This is a genomic window from Rhodococcus sp. MEB032 (genome assembly GCF_030208925.1).
Classification (GTDB): domain Bacteria; phylum Actinomycetota; class Actinomycetes; order Mycobacteriales; family Mycobacteriaceae; genus Rhodococcus_F; species Rhodococcus_F qingshengii.
In genome coordinates this window covers 99,926-116,298 of the sequence record NZ_JARVSY010000001.1, presented here as the reverse complement: position 1 = coordinate 116,298, position 16,373 = coordinate 99,926, and the positions used below count along the sequence as shown (strand labels likewise).

Here is a 16,373-nt window from a genome sequence, read left to right as displayed (position 1 = left end):
TTCATTCCTCGGTGTTGTCGGTCGCCGCGAGGGCATACGCGTCGTCTGCCTGTGCGGTGTCGGTGAAACTGGTGAATCCGTATTTCTCGTGCGGTCCGATGGCGGCTACCTCGAAAAGACCGGTGCCGGTGTTGGTGTTCGTGCCTTCGGTGAGCGTGAAGGACGCGAGGTTGTCGACGGGGGAGAACATGCGTTGGAACGGTTCGATCTCGTGGACCTTGTGGCGGAGCCCTTGTACGACGAGTTCGCCCTGCCACATTCCGTGACGCCAGTCCTGTTCGAGCCCGTAGCCGGTGCCGATTCCGATGTAGTTGGCCAGCAGCAGTTCGCAGGCGACGGTGAGGACTTCACCGCCTGGCCGGTGGAAGGTGATGGTCGCTCCGGTGACGTCGCGGGTGTCGGGGCAGAACGTCAGTTCGTGTTCGGGTCGGCCGAGCCATTCGTTGTCCCTGGCTTCGTCCGGCCACACTCGCATGGCTTCTTCGACGATGCGCCTGCCCTGCTCGTCTTCCTGCATGATCACCGAGATCGTGAACTCGTCGAACTGCATGACCGCGTAGATCCAGAAGAAGTTCTGGATTCCGTCGACGGCGCGTCTGCCTTGCGGTTCGGCTTCACCGACCGGACGCACACCCCACGAGCGGTCGCGGTTACCTCGCCACGTCTTCGGGTCGATCGCGAAGTCCTCCCCGTCGACGGTGAGCGATCCGGTCCAGGTTCCGGTCTGCAGGAAGCGTGAGGTGTCGAACGTGACTCGTTCGAGTTGACGGCGAAAGTGCTTGGGCTCGAGCGCCGCCGGGATGGTGGCGTCGAAGGTGATGTCGAAGGAGAGATCGTATTCGCTGCCTGGTTCGAGGACGACGCGGAGCTTCTGCAGTCCTTCCAGCACTTCGATGCGCAAAGGTCCGACGGTGGTGTCGGTGCGGTCGGCGCCCAGAGCCTTCGACATACGAGCAACGATGTGGTCGTCACCGCGGCGCAGTACCGCGAAGGCGTCCATGACGCCGAGGTTGGGGTACTGGCCGAGTCCGACGATGAGGAACACGTCGGAGGATTCGGTGGGGTAGCAGTTGAAGTAGTAGCGGTCGTAGAAGTTTCGATCCGAGGTGGCTACGTGACGGATCGGTTCGGCGATCTGGTGAACGGGATAGTCGTCCATCGGTGAGAGCATGTCAGGCCAACCTCTCCCAGTAGGTACCGTCGAGCATCGCGGCGAGCGAAGCGCGGTGCATGATCATGTCGTCGGGGTCTTCGGGTCGCTGTGACTGGCCGAAAGCTATGGCGCGAGCCTGGATACGCCACATGATGACCGCCTGACGCAGTGCGGCATAGGTAACGTAGAACTCCAGATCGTGTGGGGTGTGGCCGGTGATCTCGGCGTAGGTCTGCGCGAGATCCGGCAGTCGAAGGAAGTCGGGAAGACCGGGTAGGTTCGCCAGTCCGGCGATGTCCTCGAAGAACCTGTGCAGGAATGCCATCCAGCCCAGATCCATCTCCCGCGGGCCGAGAGTTGCCATTTCCCAGTCCAGTACGGCTACCGGCGCGAAGTCCTGGTACATGACGTTGCCGATGCGCGAGTCGCCCCAACAGAGCACTGCCGGCGAATCGTCCGCGGGATTGTTCTCCTCGATCCAGTCGAGGGCACGTTCGATGAGCGGTGATCTGATCCCGTCGGAGACCACCCACTCGTAGTACGCGCGCTGCTCGGCGATGTGCGCCGTGAATGCTTCTCGTGCAGTCGTTCCCGAATTCGGGAGTCTGAGGAAGTCGAAACGCTCACCAGGTTTGTCGATGGCATGCAACTGAGCCAGGACGTCGACCGAGCTGCGCTGCAGGGTCTTTCGCTGCTCGGGAGACGCTTCGGTGACCCACGATCCGAAGTTGTACGGCATGACGTCCGGTGGCACGTCGCCGGAGATGCGTTCCATCACGAAGAACGGCGCACCCAACGCGTCCGGGTCGGATTCCGACCAGTACACCGCGGGTACGGGCACTGCCGAGTGCTCGCGCACCTGAGCCATGGTGCGGAACTGGGATTCGAGGTCGTAGGCAGGAAAGACCGGCATGGTCGATTCCGTCGGCGCCACCCGAGCGACCAAGGGATGATGTTCGCCGTCCCAGGTGGCGTCGAAGAGGATGGTTTCGCTGGACATGCCGTTGGCTGCGGGCAAGGTGACGTCGGCGACGGTCACAGTGGATCCGCTCGGCACCTTGCCGGCCATCCACCGTTCCAGGCGCTCACGGAGGTCTTCGGTGTCGCGGAGGGAATCGCTTGGTCGGGCGACCTGGGCGTGATGCTCGGTTTCATCGGTCGAAGAAGCAGTCGAGGCAACGTCAGATGAGGAAGCGTCTGGGCTCACGGTCACCTCCTTCCCGTAGGCGTCACGTGCAATGCCCGTAACGGTGTGAGTCAGAACACTAAAACACGTTACAGAAATTGGGAACAGGTGGCACCCGTTTAGTGGGACTCCCTGCGGATTTATCGGGGAAGAACGCGTGTCAGATAACGGCGGTGAGCGCGAGCAAGCCCGCACCGGTCAGAGTTCCGGCGCCACCCAGCTCGGCGGGAACGATCCGGAGCCCGGCGACGAACGACAAACGGGCATGTCGGGCAGCCGCGTCGAGCATCGGTTCCCACAGCGGTGTACCCGACTGGGCGAAACCGCCGCCGATCACCGCGAGGTCCACGTCCAGGAGGGCAGCCGCCGAGGCGATGGCACCACCGAGCGCCGTGCCTGCACGGTGAAGCGCGTCCACGGCGATCGCGTCGCCGCTGCGTGCACCCTCGGCTAGTTCACGGCCGGTGTTCCCCGACCAGCCCTGGCTACGAGCCCATCGCACCGCGGACGGTCCACTTGCCACCGTCTCGAGGCAGCCGACGCCCCCGCAGCTGCACGGTTCGGCAGATCCTGGAACGACGATGTGGCCGATGTGACCGGCGTTCCCCGTGCGACCCCGAGCAATCTCACCGCCGAGAACGATTCCTCCGCCGATTCCCGTCGAGACGACCAGGCTCAGGAGGTTCGGGGTTCCGCGTCCGGCGCCGTGGTGGAACTCCGCCAATGCCGCTGCGGCTCCGTCCATTGCGAGGGCGGTTCCGGCGTCGGGAAAGACGCTGCGGACGCCCGCTACGAGCTCGAATCCTTGTGCCCACTCGGTGATGTTGATGGGAGCGACGACGCCGGCGACGGTGTCCACCGGCCCGGCGCACGCGATGCCGACACCGTCGACCTCTCGGCCGTCTGCGACTCGTTCGAGCAGCGCCGCACAGGATCCCCACGGGTCGGTCTGCGGCGTCGGCACGCTGTCGAACACGGGAACGCGGCCGTCCTCGGACACGACCCCGGCAGCCATCTTGGTACCACCGATGTCGACTGCGAGGCGCATGTCGCTATCGCTTTTCGAGAACCACGACGAGGTTGCTCACCAGGAACTCCCGCAGACCGGGGACTCGGACCATCCACCACGCCCACGACGGGTGGTAGCGCGGGATCGCGGCGAGCAACGTGCCCTGGCTGGTTCCACGGGCCCAGCGTAAGCCGTCCGTGGCGCCGACTTTGAACAACGACACCCCGAATCTGTTCTTCGGTTCGCGTCCGGTCTTGCGTAGGTACCGCTTGGCTGCGTACTCGCCACCCAGCGCGTGCCACGGTCCGGTTTCGTGGCCGCCGAACGGACCCCACCACAGGGTGTACGAGAGAACCATCAAGCCGCCGGGCTTGGTCACGCGCAGCATTTCCTCGGCCATCAGCCAGGGCTCGCTGACGTGTTCGGCCACGTTGGAGGAGAAGCAGATGTCCACGGACGAGTCCAGGAACGGCAGTGCCAAACCGGATCCGCGCACCGCGCCGCCCACCGTCAGACCTGCTGCGTGCATCTCCGACGGATCGGGTTCGACGGGAATGTAGCGGGCACCTGCGGCCTGGAAGACCTCCGCGAAATAGCCCGGACCGCCGCCGACGTCGAGGACAGTGAGACCGTCGAGGGATCGTCCGGTGTGACCTTCGTGCAGGTCCGAGATCAATTCGACGGAGTCGCGCGCGAGCGCGCCGTAGAAGATGTCGGGCGCGGACTGCTCGTGGCGGAAGTCGCTGAGCAGGCCGAACGAGCGTTTCAGGGTTGCCCGTCGGCCGAAAATGCGGGTCACTGCGGGCTTGGTCACGGGTAGCAACTTTAGCCACTGGGTCGCCCGGTCCACGAACACCGTCAGGAGCGCGGCAATACGGACGCTCGAACAGTTAGGGTGTTCGGCAGGGTTACCGGCCGGTCAGGCGGGGCATCCCGCAGGATCGCCCGAACCGGGGTGGCCACCGACCAACTCAGGGAGTAACGCACGTGCGCGAGGTTCTGTTGCTCTGCTGGCGCGATACCGGGCATCCCCAGGGCGGTGGAAGCGAGCGTTACCTCGAGCAGGTCGGATCCCAGTTGGCCGAGCGCGGTATCAAGGTGACGCTGCGGACGGCGTCGTATCCCGGGGCGCCCGCGTCGGAGGTTCGAGACGGCATCACGATCAGCCGGGCCGGTGGACGTTTCAGCGTGTACCCCCGCGCTCTGGCCGCCATTGCCGCCGGACGTCTGGGTTTCGGATCGCTCAAGGGCATCCGCCCCGACGCGGTGATCGACACCCAGAACGGCATCCCCTTCTTCTCGAAGACCGTGGCGGGTGCACCGGTCACGCTTCTGGTCCATCACTGCCATCGCGAACAGTGGCCGGTGGCAGGCAAGCTCGTCGGCCGGATCGGCTGGTGGGTCGAATCGCGATTGTCACCGCGCACCCATCGACGTAGTCAGTATCTGACGGTGTCGCTTCCCTCAGCGGAAGAATTGGTGGACCTCGGTGTCGAGCGCGAACGAATTGCCGTGGTGCGTAACGGTGCCGATCGGCTCCCCGTCGGCGTCGACGCGGGCGGATCGATCACCAGGGCCGAGCGTCCCACCATCTCGGTTCTCTCACGGCTGGTGCCGCACAAGCAGATCGAGGACGCACTCGAAGCGGTCGCAGCCCTGCGGCCGACGCTTCCGGACATCCATCTCGACGTCATCGGTGGTGGTTGGTGGGAGCAGAACCTGCGCGATCGTGCCGCCGAGTTGGGGATCGGTGACGCCGTCTCGTTCTACGGCCACGTCGACGAGGCTCGCAAACATGAACTGCTGGCGCAATCGTGGATCCACCTCATGCCTTCGCGGAAGGAAGGGTGGGGCCTGGCGGTCATCGAGGCTGCGCAGCACGGTGTTCCGACGATCGGTTACCGCAGTTCGAAGGGTCTGACCGACTCGATCGTCGACGGAGTGACGGGCCTTCTGGTCGGGGGCGAGAACGCCGGCGAGGGCGACATCGCCGATCTGACGCAGGCTGCCGGCACTCTGCTCCGCGACCACGAACTTCGCATGGTGCTCGGTGAGAAAGCTCGCGTGTGGTCCGGTGAGTTCTCCTGGGAACAGACCGGCACCGGAGTGCTCGAGGTGCTGACCGCGCACAAGGACGGTCGGTGGGTCTCAGGACTGGCCGCGCCGCGCGAGTCGAATTCGGTTCTGGTTCAGTCCGACTGAGATCAGCGCGATCACGCCCATCAGGACCCACGCGAGATGCGCAACTAGGACGGCAGTTCGGGCACCGGTCGAGGCTTCCTGCGCGGCAACATCTCCCGGTACTCGGAATAGCGCGAGATCGTCGTCGGCGAAGACCTGTTCCAAGCCGTCGAGCGTGGTTGCCGAGTTGCCGAGTTGACCTGGTGTCCCGCGCTCGATCAGTACCCATCCGACTCCGAGATCGGCCAACTGCGTAGGACTTCCGCCGGCCAGCAGTAGGTCCTCGACCCGAGTTGCCCGAGTCCCCTCGCCGCCGACAGCACCACCGGCAACCACCAGTTGGCCGGTCTGCAGCACGTCGAGGGGCAGGAAGCGTGGTGCGGGGTCGAGTACCGGCGCATCACCGCTGTAGGGGAACGCGCGGAACATTCCGGCGGGAAGCACTGCAACGTCACCGGTTTCGTCTCGCAGTTGCTCGGTCACCACGGTCCAGGAACCGGGGTAGTGCACGGGCTTCAACGCGCCGCCGACACCCCACACCAGATCCGGCAGTGCCACGATCGTCACCACGACGGCGGCAACCGAGAATGCCGGGCGGGGGAGGGAGAACCGATTGCCTGCCCACATCACCGCGGCGGCCGCAGCAAGTGCGTAGAACGGGACGGCCAGCGCGACCCACTTCTGCGCGTCACGCAGTAGACCGGCGCCGGTGAACACCTCGACCGACCATCGGCCGGCGTCGAGACCCCACGGGGTAGCGCCCATGGTCGGAGCCAGCACCGCGAACAGGGCCAGTAGTCCGAGTCCACCGACAACAGGATTCCGGCGTCGGCGCCACAGAGCGGGCACACCGGCAAACACCACGACAAGCAGAAGAACTGTTCCGACCAACGCGAAGAGTGTTGTGCGCGTGGACGGTACCGCTGCCGAGTTCCAGATACCGCCGAGCCCGGCGAGGCTGCCGAGCGTCGCGAGTCCCGGTTCTGCTCGGGCGGCAAAGGCGGCGACTCCCGCTGGATCGGAACCGTCGCCTGCTGCTCCGGATACGAAGGTGGCGACCAACCACGGCGAGGCGGCGACGAGGAACAGCCCGATAGCGCCGCAGACACGCCGCATGGCCGAGGTTCGGCCTCCGGGGGTGGCTACCACCACCAGCGCGGCTGTCAGAGCGAGCAGAGCGCCGGTAGGTGTCAGACCCGCGTATGCCAGTGACGCGGCCAACGCCCACCAGGACCCGGGCGTGGCTCGGCGAACTCCGATTCCGGCACACACGATCCACGGCAGTGCGGCATAACCGGTCAGCAGGCTCCAATGTCCTTGTAACAGGCGCTCGGCCACGTAGGGGTTCCAGAGCATCACCGTCGACGCGACCAGTTGTGGACCGACACCGGCCGTCGGCAGCAGGACGGCGACCATGCGCGCCGCACCCCAACCGGCGAGCCAGAGCGCCACGAGCAGGATGAACTTGACCACCAGTCCGCCGTCGATCACGGTGCTCAACGCTGCGATCAGTGCGTCCTGGGGAACGGCGCGGGCCGCGGCGTCGGTGAGTCCGAGGGCGGAGTCGGTCAGGTACGAGCGCGGCGTGCTGACGGCGTCGCGCAGCAGGAGGTAGCCGGGGCCGAGCAGCGGTCCGAGGATCAACAGTGCCAGCGCCAGGCTGTACGCCGCAGGCAGGTAACGGCGGTATCCGGCTTGCACTGTCATGACGCGCACGATACGTGGTGCATCATTACTGCCATGCCTCGCCAACCACTCGATCGCGCCGCCGCGGCCGGGGTCGGCATGGTTTTGGTGGGATCGATGACGGCCAATGTCGCGTCGTACCTGTTGGCATGGTTGGCCAGCCGATGGTTGGGTCCGGTCGGCTACGGCGAGTTCGCGAGTCTGCTTGCCGCCCAGTTGGTACTTGCGGTTCCGGCTTTGGCGTTGCAGACGGTGGTCGCCCGCGAGGCGGTGCGTGGCAAGAGCACAGATGCGTTGCGGTCGTTGGGGTATCGATGCACCGCGATCGTCGCCGTCCTCGCGGTGGCGCTCACTCCGGCGATGGCGTGGCTGCTCGACACCGGAATCGTGGCGTCGTTCTCGGCATTGGTGACTGCGCCCATGTTGGTTCTGCTGGCCACGGAGCAGGGGTTGTTGCAAGGACACGGTCGATTCGGCACTCTCAGCGCCGTACTGGCAGGGGCCGGGGTGATGAAAGTCCTTCCGGCAGTGATCGTTCTGGCTTTCGGCGGCGGAGCAGGCGCGGCATTGGTCGCGGGCGCGGCCGGAACTGCGTTGCTGGTGGCGATAGTTCGAGTGGTCGACCGAACCGTCTCGGTGAGCGAGGACCGTCCGGTGCGTATCGGCGTCGTCTCCGTGCTCGCGGCGTCTCAGGTTCAGCTCGCGCTGATCGCGTTGTCTTCGCTGGACCTGCTGATCGTCCGTGTCGTTCTCAGCGAATACGACGCCGGTGTCTACGCACTCGGCGCCGTCGCGACGAAGGTGGCGTTCTGGCTGCCACAGGCAGTGGGCGTCGTGCTGTACCCGAAGATGGCGAACCCGGCGCACTCGGCGCAGGCGGTTCGCTCGGCGTTGGCGGTGCTCGTCGGTATCGGCGCCGTCCTGGTTCTGGGGGCCGCGGTTGCCGGCCCGCTGGTGCCGATGCTCGTGGGCGACGCGTACGCCGCCGTGGCTCCGATGCTGTGGGCCTTCGCCCTGCACGGTGCAGCGCTGGCGGTACTCCAGGGTGCTTTGCTGTCCGCAATCGCGTCAGAACGCACACGAGTGGCCGTTCTGGCGTGGGCAGGACTGGCCGTGGAGGCGACGGTGATGCTGGTGTGGGCGAAGACGCCGGGAGAGTTGATCGGCGTCGCCGTGGTGGTTGCGTCGACGACGGCGTTGGCGGTGTCCGTCGCCGCAGTGCGAAGTGCCGACCGCGCCCGGCCGGCACCTCACACCGGCGTCAGTTCTCCAGACGCGTGAACAAATCGTCGAAGTAGTCGAGCGTACGCATCGCGGTGTAGACGGATCCGTAGTTGATGTTCCCACCCGTGTAGACGACGTTGTCGCCTTGTACTGCGCGGATACGGTTCCACATCGCGCGGTCGTCGCTGACGGGATCCACGCCGGGCGCGGTGGTGACGATCATTCCGTCGGCCGAGTCGAGGGCAGTCACGAGGTTTTCGGTAGAGATCTCCTTCTGTCCCTCGACCGGCCACTGGAGCTGGACGCCGAGGTCTTCGGCCACCTGTGTGGAGATGCCCTTGCGGTTGACGCCGTTGACCTTCTGATTCACGTAGTTCAGCAGCACGATCTGCTTGCTCGCCAAGCTCGGGGCGTGGCGTTCCTTCAATCCGGCTGACTTGTCCTCGTACGCTCCGATGACCTGACGGACGTCGGGGTTCTCGGTGCGATTCAGCCAACTCGCCAGCTGATCGATGTTCTCGCGCCACGGGCGCGTGAAGTCCATCGGAAGCACAGGCGCTGTCTGGCTCAACTGCTGTAGCGGCCACATGTCGGAGGCCTCACCGATGTCGGTGCAGATGATCAGGTCCGGTTCCAGCGCGAGAATTGCCTCGACGTTGACCGGTGCCTCGAACACCTGTGCCGTGGGATCGGCCGGAACCCACGGCTCGGCGGCGTCGAAGCTGTACGCGATGACCGGCAGGCCCATCGCAACGGCTGGTTCGAGGTCGAGTCTGGAGTCGATGGCGACGACGCGCTTCGGTGTCACCGGAATGTCGTAGGTTCCGAGCGAGGTCGTGACCGTGCGCATCCCGGCCGAATCGCCCTCGGTACCGGCGGACCTCGCGCAACCGGCGGCGAACAGCCCGGAGAATGCAGCCGTGCCGACAACAAATCTCCGTCGCGTCAGATCGCTGACACAGATGTGCGAACCCAGAACTGTTGATGCGGGCATGTGGCTCCTCGTGTTCGGGGTGGTCTGGACTTCCAGAAAACGCTAAGCCCGCAACCACGCGGAGAGAACGACGCGTTGCGCCAATCCGTACGCCGATCCGGCAACAAAGCCCCGAAACGCAGCAGAGCGCCCCTTCCGTGTGGAAGGGGCGCTCTGCTTACTGTCTGAATCAGTCCTTGCGCAGATCCGGACGCGGAATCACCTGAGTGTCGTCCGAGGTCCAGTCGTGCTCACCCGGAGCCGGCTCGGGCGAGCCCTGGCCGCTGGGATTCTGGTTCGTTCCGCCGTGTGCAGCGCGGGCCGGAGTTCCGCCCTTGCCGCCGCGAATGCCGAGGAAGATACCGGCGATCAGCGCGATGACGCCGAGCACACCTGCCACGATCGGGACTGTGCGGCCGAACAGCGAGAGCTTGTCCATGCCGTCACGTGCCTGCTGGACCTGGTACTCGATGGTTGCTTCGTCGAAGGGCAGCGTGACCTTGAGAACCTCGACGTCGACCGAGTCCTTGTTGCGTCCGTAGTACTGGTGCAACTGCTCCTGGCCCTTGACGACGACGCCGGTCTTGGGCTCGACCCACAGGTCACGGACGTTGGTGTACCAACGCGTCATCGTGATCGGAGTAGCGCCACCGGGAACGCCCCAGGTGTCGGCGGGCAGGCTCAGCTTGTTGGTGGGGGAGTTGACGACCTTCGACAGGTCGACGGGATCGATCGTCTGCTGGAAGTGGTACACCTTCAGACCGTTGATCTCGGTCTCTTCGACGAAGTCGATGTCCTTCGTGGCGCGAGCGTTCAGGTCGAAGTAGGGGTAGCTCTTCTGTTCCGTGTTGAACGGGAACTTGTACTGCAGACCGTCGCGGGAAACTTCTTCGGCGGGCTGGTCGCTGGACGTCTGGACGGTTCCGACCGGATCGTTGGTCGGCATCGAGCTGACGCGATCGAGCGTGACGCGGTCCAGGGTTGCGGTCAGCAGTCCGGTGTCACCCTGCTTGTCGGTACGACGGACGGTCTGGCCGGCTTCGACGGTGATGATGTCGGCGTCGGACGGGTCCTGCGTGGTGACGTAGCGCTGAGCGACGATCGGCACGTTGGTGTCGACCTGTGCCTTTCCGCCGAGGAGGGCCGCCGAGTTGAGGACGCTACCGGTGCCTGTGGCGACAGTGGTCACCTCGAGGTCGAGTGGCGTCTTCTCCAGCTTGCCTACCGTGTAGGTAGGAATGAGGATGGCGATGGCCAAAAGGAAGGCACCGAGGCCCACCAGAATGCAAGGAAGTATCCGGCTCGGCCCTGAGCGTTCCGCCATGCTGTGACTCCTAACCCGTTAAGTCTTTCGAGGTTCCCCAACCGGCACAATATGAGCTGCGCAGATCGCATGGGGCCCCCGATGGACACCATGTGTGGCAGAACACTAACAGTCCACCGGCCCGGTTTGTCGCATGAGGGCATGAATTGGCCAGGCATTTTGTTGTGAGTCCCTGGTGGTTTCCCTCAATCGGCCTGGGGTGCACACTTATCCGTGATGATCAGTTCCACGAATTCCCCTCAGACGGTCCCGCCACAGGCTCGGGGCTTCGTTCCGGCTTTGGACGGTATGCGTGGATTGGCGGCGCTCGGTGTCCTCGTCACCCATGTCGCGTTCCAAACCGGTGAAGCGCAGTCCGGCGCGATCGGGCGCGCGTTCGGTCGACTCGATCTCGCCGTAGCGGTGTTCTTTGCCTTGTCCGGATTTCTCCTGTGGCGCCCCCACGCGGCAAAGGCCCGCGGAATCGGGAAGCCGCAGTCGACCGTCCGGTACTGGATCTCCCGCGCGACGCGCATTCTGCCGGCGTACTGGGTGGCGGTGGTGCTGATCCTGCTGTTCCTGCCCGGAGCCGGCGGGGGCTACCAGGTATGGCTGGCGAATCTCGGGTTGGCGCAGGTGTTCGTGCCGTTGACACTCACCGAGGGCCTCACGCAGATGTGGAGCCTGTCGGTCGAGGTTGCGTTCTATGTACTACTGCCGCTGTTCGCGTATCTGATGGTGCGACTACGCGGAAACTCAGCTCGGTTCCGGCTACCGCTTCTGCTCGGGGTGTCGGTGTTGGCGCTGACGTGGGCTTTCATTCCGATCCCGACTCCGGACGCCATTCACCACGACAACTGGCTGCCGGGCTACCTGCCGTGGTTCGGCGCAGGCATGGTGCTGGCCGAGTTGGCCGTGGGCCCGTCGACGTGGATGCATCGCCTCGCGCACCGGCGGGTGCTCCTGACTTTTGTTGCGTTTGTGGCCTTCGTTCTCTCGTGCACCGATCTGGCCGGGCCCGAAGGTCTGGTGCGGCCTGAGCCGTGGCAGTACGCGATCAAGATTGCACTCGGTGCGATCATCAGCTTCTCGTTGATCGCTCCACTGGTTCTGCGCGATCAATCGCAGCATCGATTCCTGGCGAGCCCGCTGGCGCTGGCAATCGGACGCTGGTCCTACGGCCTGTTCATCTGGCACCTGGCCGTACTGAACGCTGTGTTCCCCGTGTTCGGCATAGTTCCGTTCTCGGGCAGCTTCTTCTACGTCCTGGCGCTGACGGTCGTCCTGAGCGTCGCTGTGGCCTCGGCCAGTTACGCCTTGGTGGAGGAACCGGCGCGCGTCGCGGTGACGCGCTGGGAGAAGCGCCGCCATATCGGTGAACCGGCAAAGGGCAACGCGGCCAACCCGGTCACGACCAAGGCCACCAACATCGAGAACTGAATCGCGAACGAGTCGCCCACATAGCCGCCCGGTGCTCGCCACGGTCCGGTCGAGAGCAGCGTGATGCCGATCATCGCGGCCACGCCGGCGGTGCCGACGAGAATGCGTGCGGTCCGAGCCGGGCCGAAGATTCGCAGCGCGGCAAGTCCGAGGATCGAGCACACAACTGCGATCGCCGCTCCCACTCCGCCGCCGATGACGGTGGCCGCCGCGAGCACGCCCACCCATCCGGCCGCGACGCTGCGCCACGGACGGGGTGGTGTGAGGGACTTGGGCTCTCGGCGCGTAGGGACAAGTGCCGCGAACAGCAGCGGGATCAGCAACACGAGCCCGCCGAATATGCCGAGGCGGTACCAACGGTCGCTGGGGAAGTCGATGGTGACGGTTCCCGCGGTGCCTGCCGGCACGATCCAGCCCTGCTGCCAACCGTTCACGACCACCGGCGTCAGCTCGGAACCGTCCGGCGCGGTGGCGATCCAACCGATGCTGGTGCTCTCGGGATTGACGATCAGCTGATCGATGGACGAGTTCGTGACGGTGAGTTCGCGGTGATTCGCCGTCCACGCGGTCGATTCGAGCGGTGTATTCCGCTGCGCGGCTGAAGGACCGACCGCCGTCAGGTCGAGATTGTCGACCGAGAATGCGGGGCCTGGTTCGACGACCACTTCAGGCTGTCCCGCCGGCAAAGTCGCCGAAGCGTCCAGACCGCACACACGTGCCTCGACGGGTGCGCCGGTCCGAAGTTGCGTCGCCGTCGCCGTGATCGAGGTGGGGAATTGCTGTCCGGCAACCGAAATGGTCGGGCCATCGCCACAGGTGACGGTGACGGTGCGGTTGTCGAATGAGTCCGAGCCCTGCACTCCCGAACCGGCGATCGGGGTTCCGTCGGCACCGATGACGCCGACCTCGGCGAGGCCGGTGGGCTGCGCCTGGGCGAAGCCGAGCGCCGTCTGATCGAGGACCGGTTCCCAATCGGTGATGCTCAGGACGATCTTGTCGGTGACGAAGGGGGAGAGGGTAATTCGAATGGTTCGAGGCGTGTCGTCCGAGGGTTCGGGCAGCTCTCGCACTTGCGGCCCGTTGCCGAGATTCACCGCGACGCTGGTCGGCAGCGACGGCAGGGTGCCGAGTCCCCGCGTGATGTCCAGGCCGGTGACCAGGGTCGGCTCGGGAAGATTGAGAGTCAGCGTCGGTTTCGGGCCGCCCGGTTCGGTGGTGCTCTGCGGCGCCGACCACGTGGTGCGTGCGTCGCCGTCGGTGGCAGCGAAGGCAGATCCGCGTGTGTCGCCGATGTCGCTCGAACCCGAAGCCGTGATTCGGCCGGGGACGGAAAGCAGATCTTCGAGGGCGTTGCCCTGACGCGCCCGGACGGTCAGTGTCGGTGTAACGACTGTGTTTTCGGGCACCGTGAGCGTGCGCTGGAAGCGGCTCGGCTCTTCCGGTATCGCCATGAATGCATTGCTGCACCGCACGCGGTCGGTCGAGTCCGCGCACGCGTTGCGACCGGGGAACTCCTGGCTCAGATTCCAGGCGTTCACGGATGCGCCCGTCGGCGTATTCGGCAGGACCGTGTCGAAACGGATCGGTACGGTCTTCGGTGCGCTGCGATCGGAGAAGTCTTCGACGGAGAGTTCGCTGATGCCGAACTGTGTTCCAGGCGATCCGTTTTCGGTGTGAGTCGCTGTGATGCGTACCCACGGAGTGGTGCCGCCCGGGATCGAGACGGTGATGGGCTCACCGGGACGCTCCACCTTCACCGCTGTGCTGCCGTTCGGTGTCGAGACCTCGAGCCATTTGACGGGAGCTCCGATTGCCGCGGCACTGGTGGTCAGATGAAGCAACCCACTGGAAATCGGTGTGTCGAAGTCGATCTGCAACCACTGGCCCAGGGCTCGCTCGATGCCGTTGCTGAACCAGCCGGTGGCGGGATCGCCGTCGACCGTCGACGCGGGACTGCTCGACGGTGAAGTGCCGCCCAGCTGGGTGGCATCCGAGGCGGCGCTGGAGACGGTGATCGAAGCTCCGCTCCAACGGCCTTCCACGAGAGGCGTGTTCGCAACCGGGTAGTCGGGCACCAGATTGTAGGTACGACGAGCGTCGTCGGGGGTGCGCAGGGCGGAACTGTGGTTGTCGACCTGACCGAAATCGGTTTCCCGATCGCGCGGTGTGTCGGTGACGGTGACAGAATCGACGGGCAGTCCCGCAGCTTCGGCGTCGGCGGCAAGAATCATCGGCCCGGTCCCCGGAACCAGCCCGCTTTCGTGAAGTCGCACAGACGATTCCGGCCCACCTTGTACACGCGGAACCTGGTTCAGGTCGACGGAGTACGGGCCGCTGACCGCCGGGGTGCCGTCGGGCGGGGTGACCTCGAAGATCTCGATGGCTGGGTAACCGGGCCGCAGATCGCTGTCCGCGACCAGCCCTTCGATCGGTTCGGGGCTGTCGTCTTCACCGAAGTGGGCGACTCGCTTGATCCCCGGCGAGCCTTCGACCGCCTGGTGCACGAGTATCGGTCTGGCCGAGCGCGACGTTTCGCCGTCGAGGTCGTTGCGCATCACCAGGTAGTGGATGCCCTGCCCCAGCAAGGTCTGTGCGAGGCCGTCCGACGGACGTCCGTCGGCGATGAGACGTTGCACCGAATCGAGCGCTCGGATGGCGCCGGGAGGGGTCAGCGGGACCGAGTCACGTACTGCCCACGGCGTACTCGCCAACGCCTGAAGCGGTTCGTCACGCGTCAGACCCCACACCTGGCTGCCGAAGGGCGCTCCCGGGACGACCAGGGCACGTTCGGCTTCCGATCCGGGGGAGGTGTTGTCCTCGAGCCACTGCGCCGCCTCGTTCCAGTACGAGGGGACGTCCGGATACGCACCGCGGGGAGCGAGCTTTCCCGTCCAGGCCAAGGCGGTCGAGAGGGTGAGGGCAACGAGGATCAGGCTGGTCAGTGCGACCATCGGTTCGCGCTCGGGATGGGCGAACGCGCGGCGCCATCGGGCGAGTGGAACCGATCCCGGCAGTGGCACTTTGGCCAGCAGGTGTGCGAGTCCGAGCACCAGCGGCAGACGGACCAACGGCTCGAGCTTGTGGACGTTGCGCAGCGGCGCGCCTGCCGAGTCGAGGAACAGGCGCACCGACTCCGACACCGGCGAGCTGAGTTCACCCAAGTAACCCGCGGCCAGGCCGGTGATACCGACGAACAGGATGAGCGTCAGCCGGCCGCGAGCAGGCATGGACCGCATGCAGAGCCCGGCGAGGCCGGCGGCGGCAACCAGGCCGGTGGCGACGACTGCTGCGGGTTGGGTGACCAGGACGGCGCCGGCAATGCGTTCGGGGGAGACGAACGGGGTCCAACTGTCCGTGCCGCGAAGTATCTCGGCGAGCGATGCCCACTGAGTGGTGACACCGGCGGACTCGATGTAGTCGAGAAACGGTGGGCTGATCTTGCCGAGCAGAAGTAGCGGCACGATCCACCAGAGGGTGCCGAGAGCGACGAACAGCGCCCACCACGCGGTGAACGTCAGCCATGTTCGGTTGGGTTTGTGCGAGAGCCACCAGATGATCGCGACCAGGCAGGCCGCGGCGGTGGCGACGGCGTTGATCGAACCCATGAGTGCGACGGCAAGTGCGGATTGTGCGGCCAACCGCCTCAACCCCCGTGAGTGGTCAGGGAGTCCAGGGACTCCTTTTCCACGCACAGGGCCGAAGGCCAAAACCACCGGCAACAACACCCACGGCGCCAACATCATCGGAAGGGTTTCCGAGGAAATCGAACCGAGCGTGGTCAGCACGCGGGGAGAAAGAACAAAGGCAACCGCTGCAATCACGCGCGAACTACGGCTGCCGATGCCGAGAGCCTCGGCAACTCGGATGATGCCCCAGAAACCTGCGATCAGAAGCAGCGCCCACCAGATGCGCTGGGTGACCCACGGCGGAACGTTCGCCAACTCGCCGAGCGCGAAGAACGGCCCGTGCGGAAAGAAATATCCGTAGGCCTGGTTTTGAACCTGGCCGAGCGGGGCCTGACTACTCCACTGATGCGAGGCGCGTTCGAGAAAACCGAACGGATTCTGCGTCAGGTCGTACTTGGTGTCAGCGGTGATCAGACCCGGCGATTGCAGAAAAGTGAGAAGAAACGCTACGACGGAGGCGCCGAACAGCCACCGCTTCGACAGGGGCTCTGCCGACGGGGCGGTGTCTACCGAAGACACCGCTGCGTCGGCG

Annotated in this window: 10 protein-coding genes and 1 pseudogene; 3 read left to right on the top strand and 8 right to left on the bottom strand. The window is 65.4% G+C overall.

Annotation, left to right across the window (positions count from 1 at the left end):
• Position 1: 1 nt before the first annotated feature.
• From QRN54_RS00555 to QRN54_RS00540, 4 genes are all read right to left on the bottom strand, one after another.
• Positions 2–1,171 (bottom strand): Rv3169 family protein, encoded by a 1,170-nt coding sequence (locus tag QRN54_RS00555; RefSeq protein WP_285181428.1) that lies wholly within the window; start codon positions 1,169–1,171, stop codon positions 2–4.
• A 1-nt stretch (position 1,172) separates the two neighbouring features.
• On the bottom strand, positions 1,173–2,360 hold the full coding sequence (locus QRN54_RS00550) for a phosphotransferase family protein (RefSeq protein WP_007734522.1): 1,188 nt from the start codon (positions 2,358–2,360) through the stop codon (positions 1,173–1,175).
• Positions 2,361–2,499: 139 nt separating this feature from the next.
• Complete coding sequence (locus tag QRN54_RS00545; RefSeq protein ID WP_007734524.1) at positions 2,500–3,387, bottom strand: ROK family protein; 888 nt, start codon at positions 3,385–3,387, stop codon at positions 2,500–2,502.
• A 4-nt stretch (positions 3,388–3,391) separates the two neighbouring features.
• The gene (locus QRN54_RS00540) at positions 3,392–4,162 is read right to left on the bottom strand and encodes a class I SAM-dependent methyltransferase (protein ID WP_003945692.1); all 771 of its coding nucleotides are present in this window, start codon (positions 4,160–4,162) and stop codon (positions 3,392–3,394) included.
• 173 nt (positions 4,163–4,335) lie between these two features.
• Between QRN54_RS00540 and QRN54_RS00535 the strand changes: the two genes are divergently transcribed.
• Positions 4,336–5,550 (top strand): glycosyltransferase family 4 protein, encoded by a 1,215-nt coding sequence (locus QRN54_RS00535; protein ID WP_058039147.1) that lies wholly within the window; start codon positions 4,336–4,338, stop codon positions 5,548–5,550.
• Here QRN54_RS00535 and QRN54_RS00530 read toward each other — a convergent pair.
• The gene (locus tag QRN54_RS00530) at positions 5,497–7,236 is read right to left on the bottom strand and encodes an MmpA family trehalose lipid delivery protein (protein ID WP_285181427.1); all 1,740 of its coding nucleotides are present in this window, start codon (positions 7,234–7,236) and stop codon (positions 5,497–5,499) included. The genes QRN54_RS00535 and QRN54_RS00530 overlap by 54 nt on opposite strands.
• 33 nt (positions 7,237–7,269) lie before the next feature.
• Here QRN54_RS00530 and QRN54_RS00525 point away from each other — a divergent pair, with 33 nt between their 5' ends.
• Complete coding sequence (locus QRN54_RS00525; protein ID WP_116057169.1) at positions 7,270–8,496, top strand: lipopolysaccharide biosynthesis protein; 1,227 nt, start codon at positions 7,270–7,272, stop codon at positions 8,494–8,496.
• Here QRN54_RS00525 and QRN54_RS00520 read toward each other — a convergent pair.
• Both QRN54_RS00520 and pgfA read right to left on the bottom strand, forming a co-directional pair.
• Positions 8,477–9,433: an ABC transporter substrate-binding protein gene (locus tag QRN54_RS00520; RefSeq protein ID WP_285181426.1), complete on the bottom strand. Its 957-nt coding sequence runs from the start codon at positions 9,431–9,433 to the stop codon at positions 8,477–8,479. The two genes, QRN54_RS00525 and QRN54_RS00520, sit on opposite strands and share 20 nt — an antisense overlap.
• Before the next feature lie 169 nt (positions 9,434–9,602).
• The gene (gene pgfA, locus QRN54_RS00515; RefSeq protein ID WP_007734539.1) at positions 9,603–10,736 is read right to left on the bottom strand and encodes a cell envelope lipid trafficking protein PgfA; all 1,134 of its coding nucleotides are present in this window, start codon (positions 10,734–10,736) and stop codon (positions 9,603–9,605) included.
• Between the two features lie 216 nt (positions 10,737–10,952).
• Here pgfA and QRN54_RS00510 point away from each other — a divergent pair.
• A pseudogene (locus tag QRN54_RS00510) lies at positions 10,953–12,002 on the top strand (acyltransferase family protein); the annotation flags it as partial.
• 23 nt (positions 12,003–12,025) lie between these two features.
• Here QRN54_RS00510 and QRN54_RS33565 read toward each other — a convergent pair.
• On the bottom strand, positions 12,026–16,360 hold the full coding sequence (locus tag QRN54_RS33565; RefSeq protein WP_350318865.1) for an alpha-(1->3)-arabinofuranosyltransferase: 4,335 nt from the start codon (positions 16,358–16,360) through the stop codon (positions 12,026–12,028).
• Positions 16,361–16,373: the final 13 nt, after the last annotated feature.

Coding starts and splice junctions, on each gene's coding strand:
- QRN54_RS00555 (WP_285181428.1), bottom strand. CDS start 1,171: ATGCTCTCACCGATGGACGACTATCCCGTTCACCAGATCGCCGAACCG.
- QRN54_RS00545 (WP_007734524.1), bottom strand. CDS start 3,387: ATGCGCCTCGCAGTCGACATCGGTGGTACCAAGATGGCTGCCGGGGTC.
- QRN54_RS00530 (WP_285181427.1), bottom strand. CDS start 7,236: ATGACAGTGCAAGCCGGATACCGCCGTTACCTGCCTGCGGCGTACAGC.
- QRN54_RS00525 (WP_116057169.1), top strand. CDS start 7,270: ATGCCTCGCCAACCACTCGATCGCGCCGCCGCGGCCGGGGTCGGCATG.
- QRN54_RS00520 (WP_285181426.1), bottom strand. CDS start 9,433: ATGCCCGCATCAACAGTTCTGGGTTCGCACATCTGTGTCAGCGATCTG.
- pgfA (WP_007734539.1), bottom strand. CDS start 10,736: ATGGCGGAACGCTCAGGGCCGAGCCGGATACTTCCTTGCATTCTGGTG.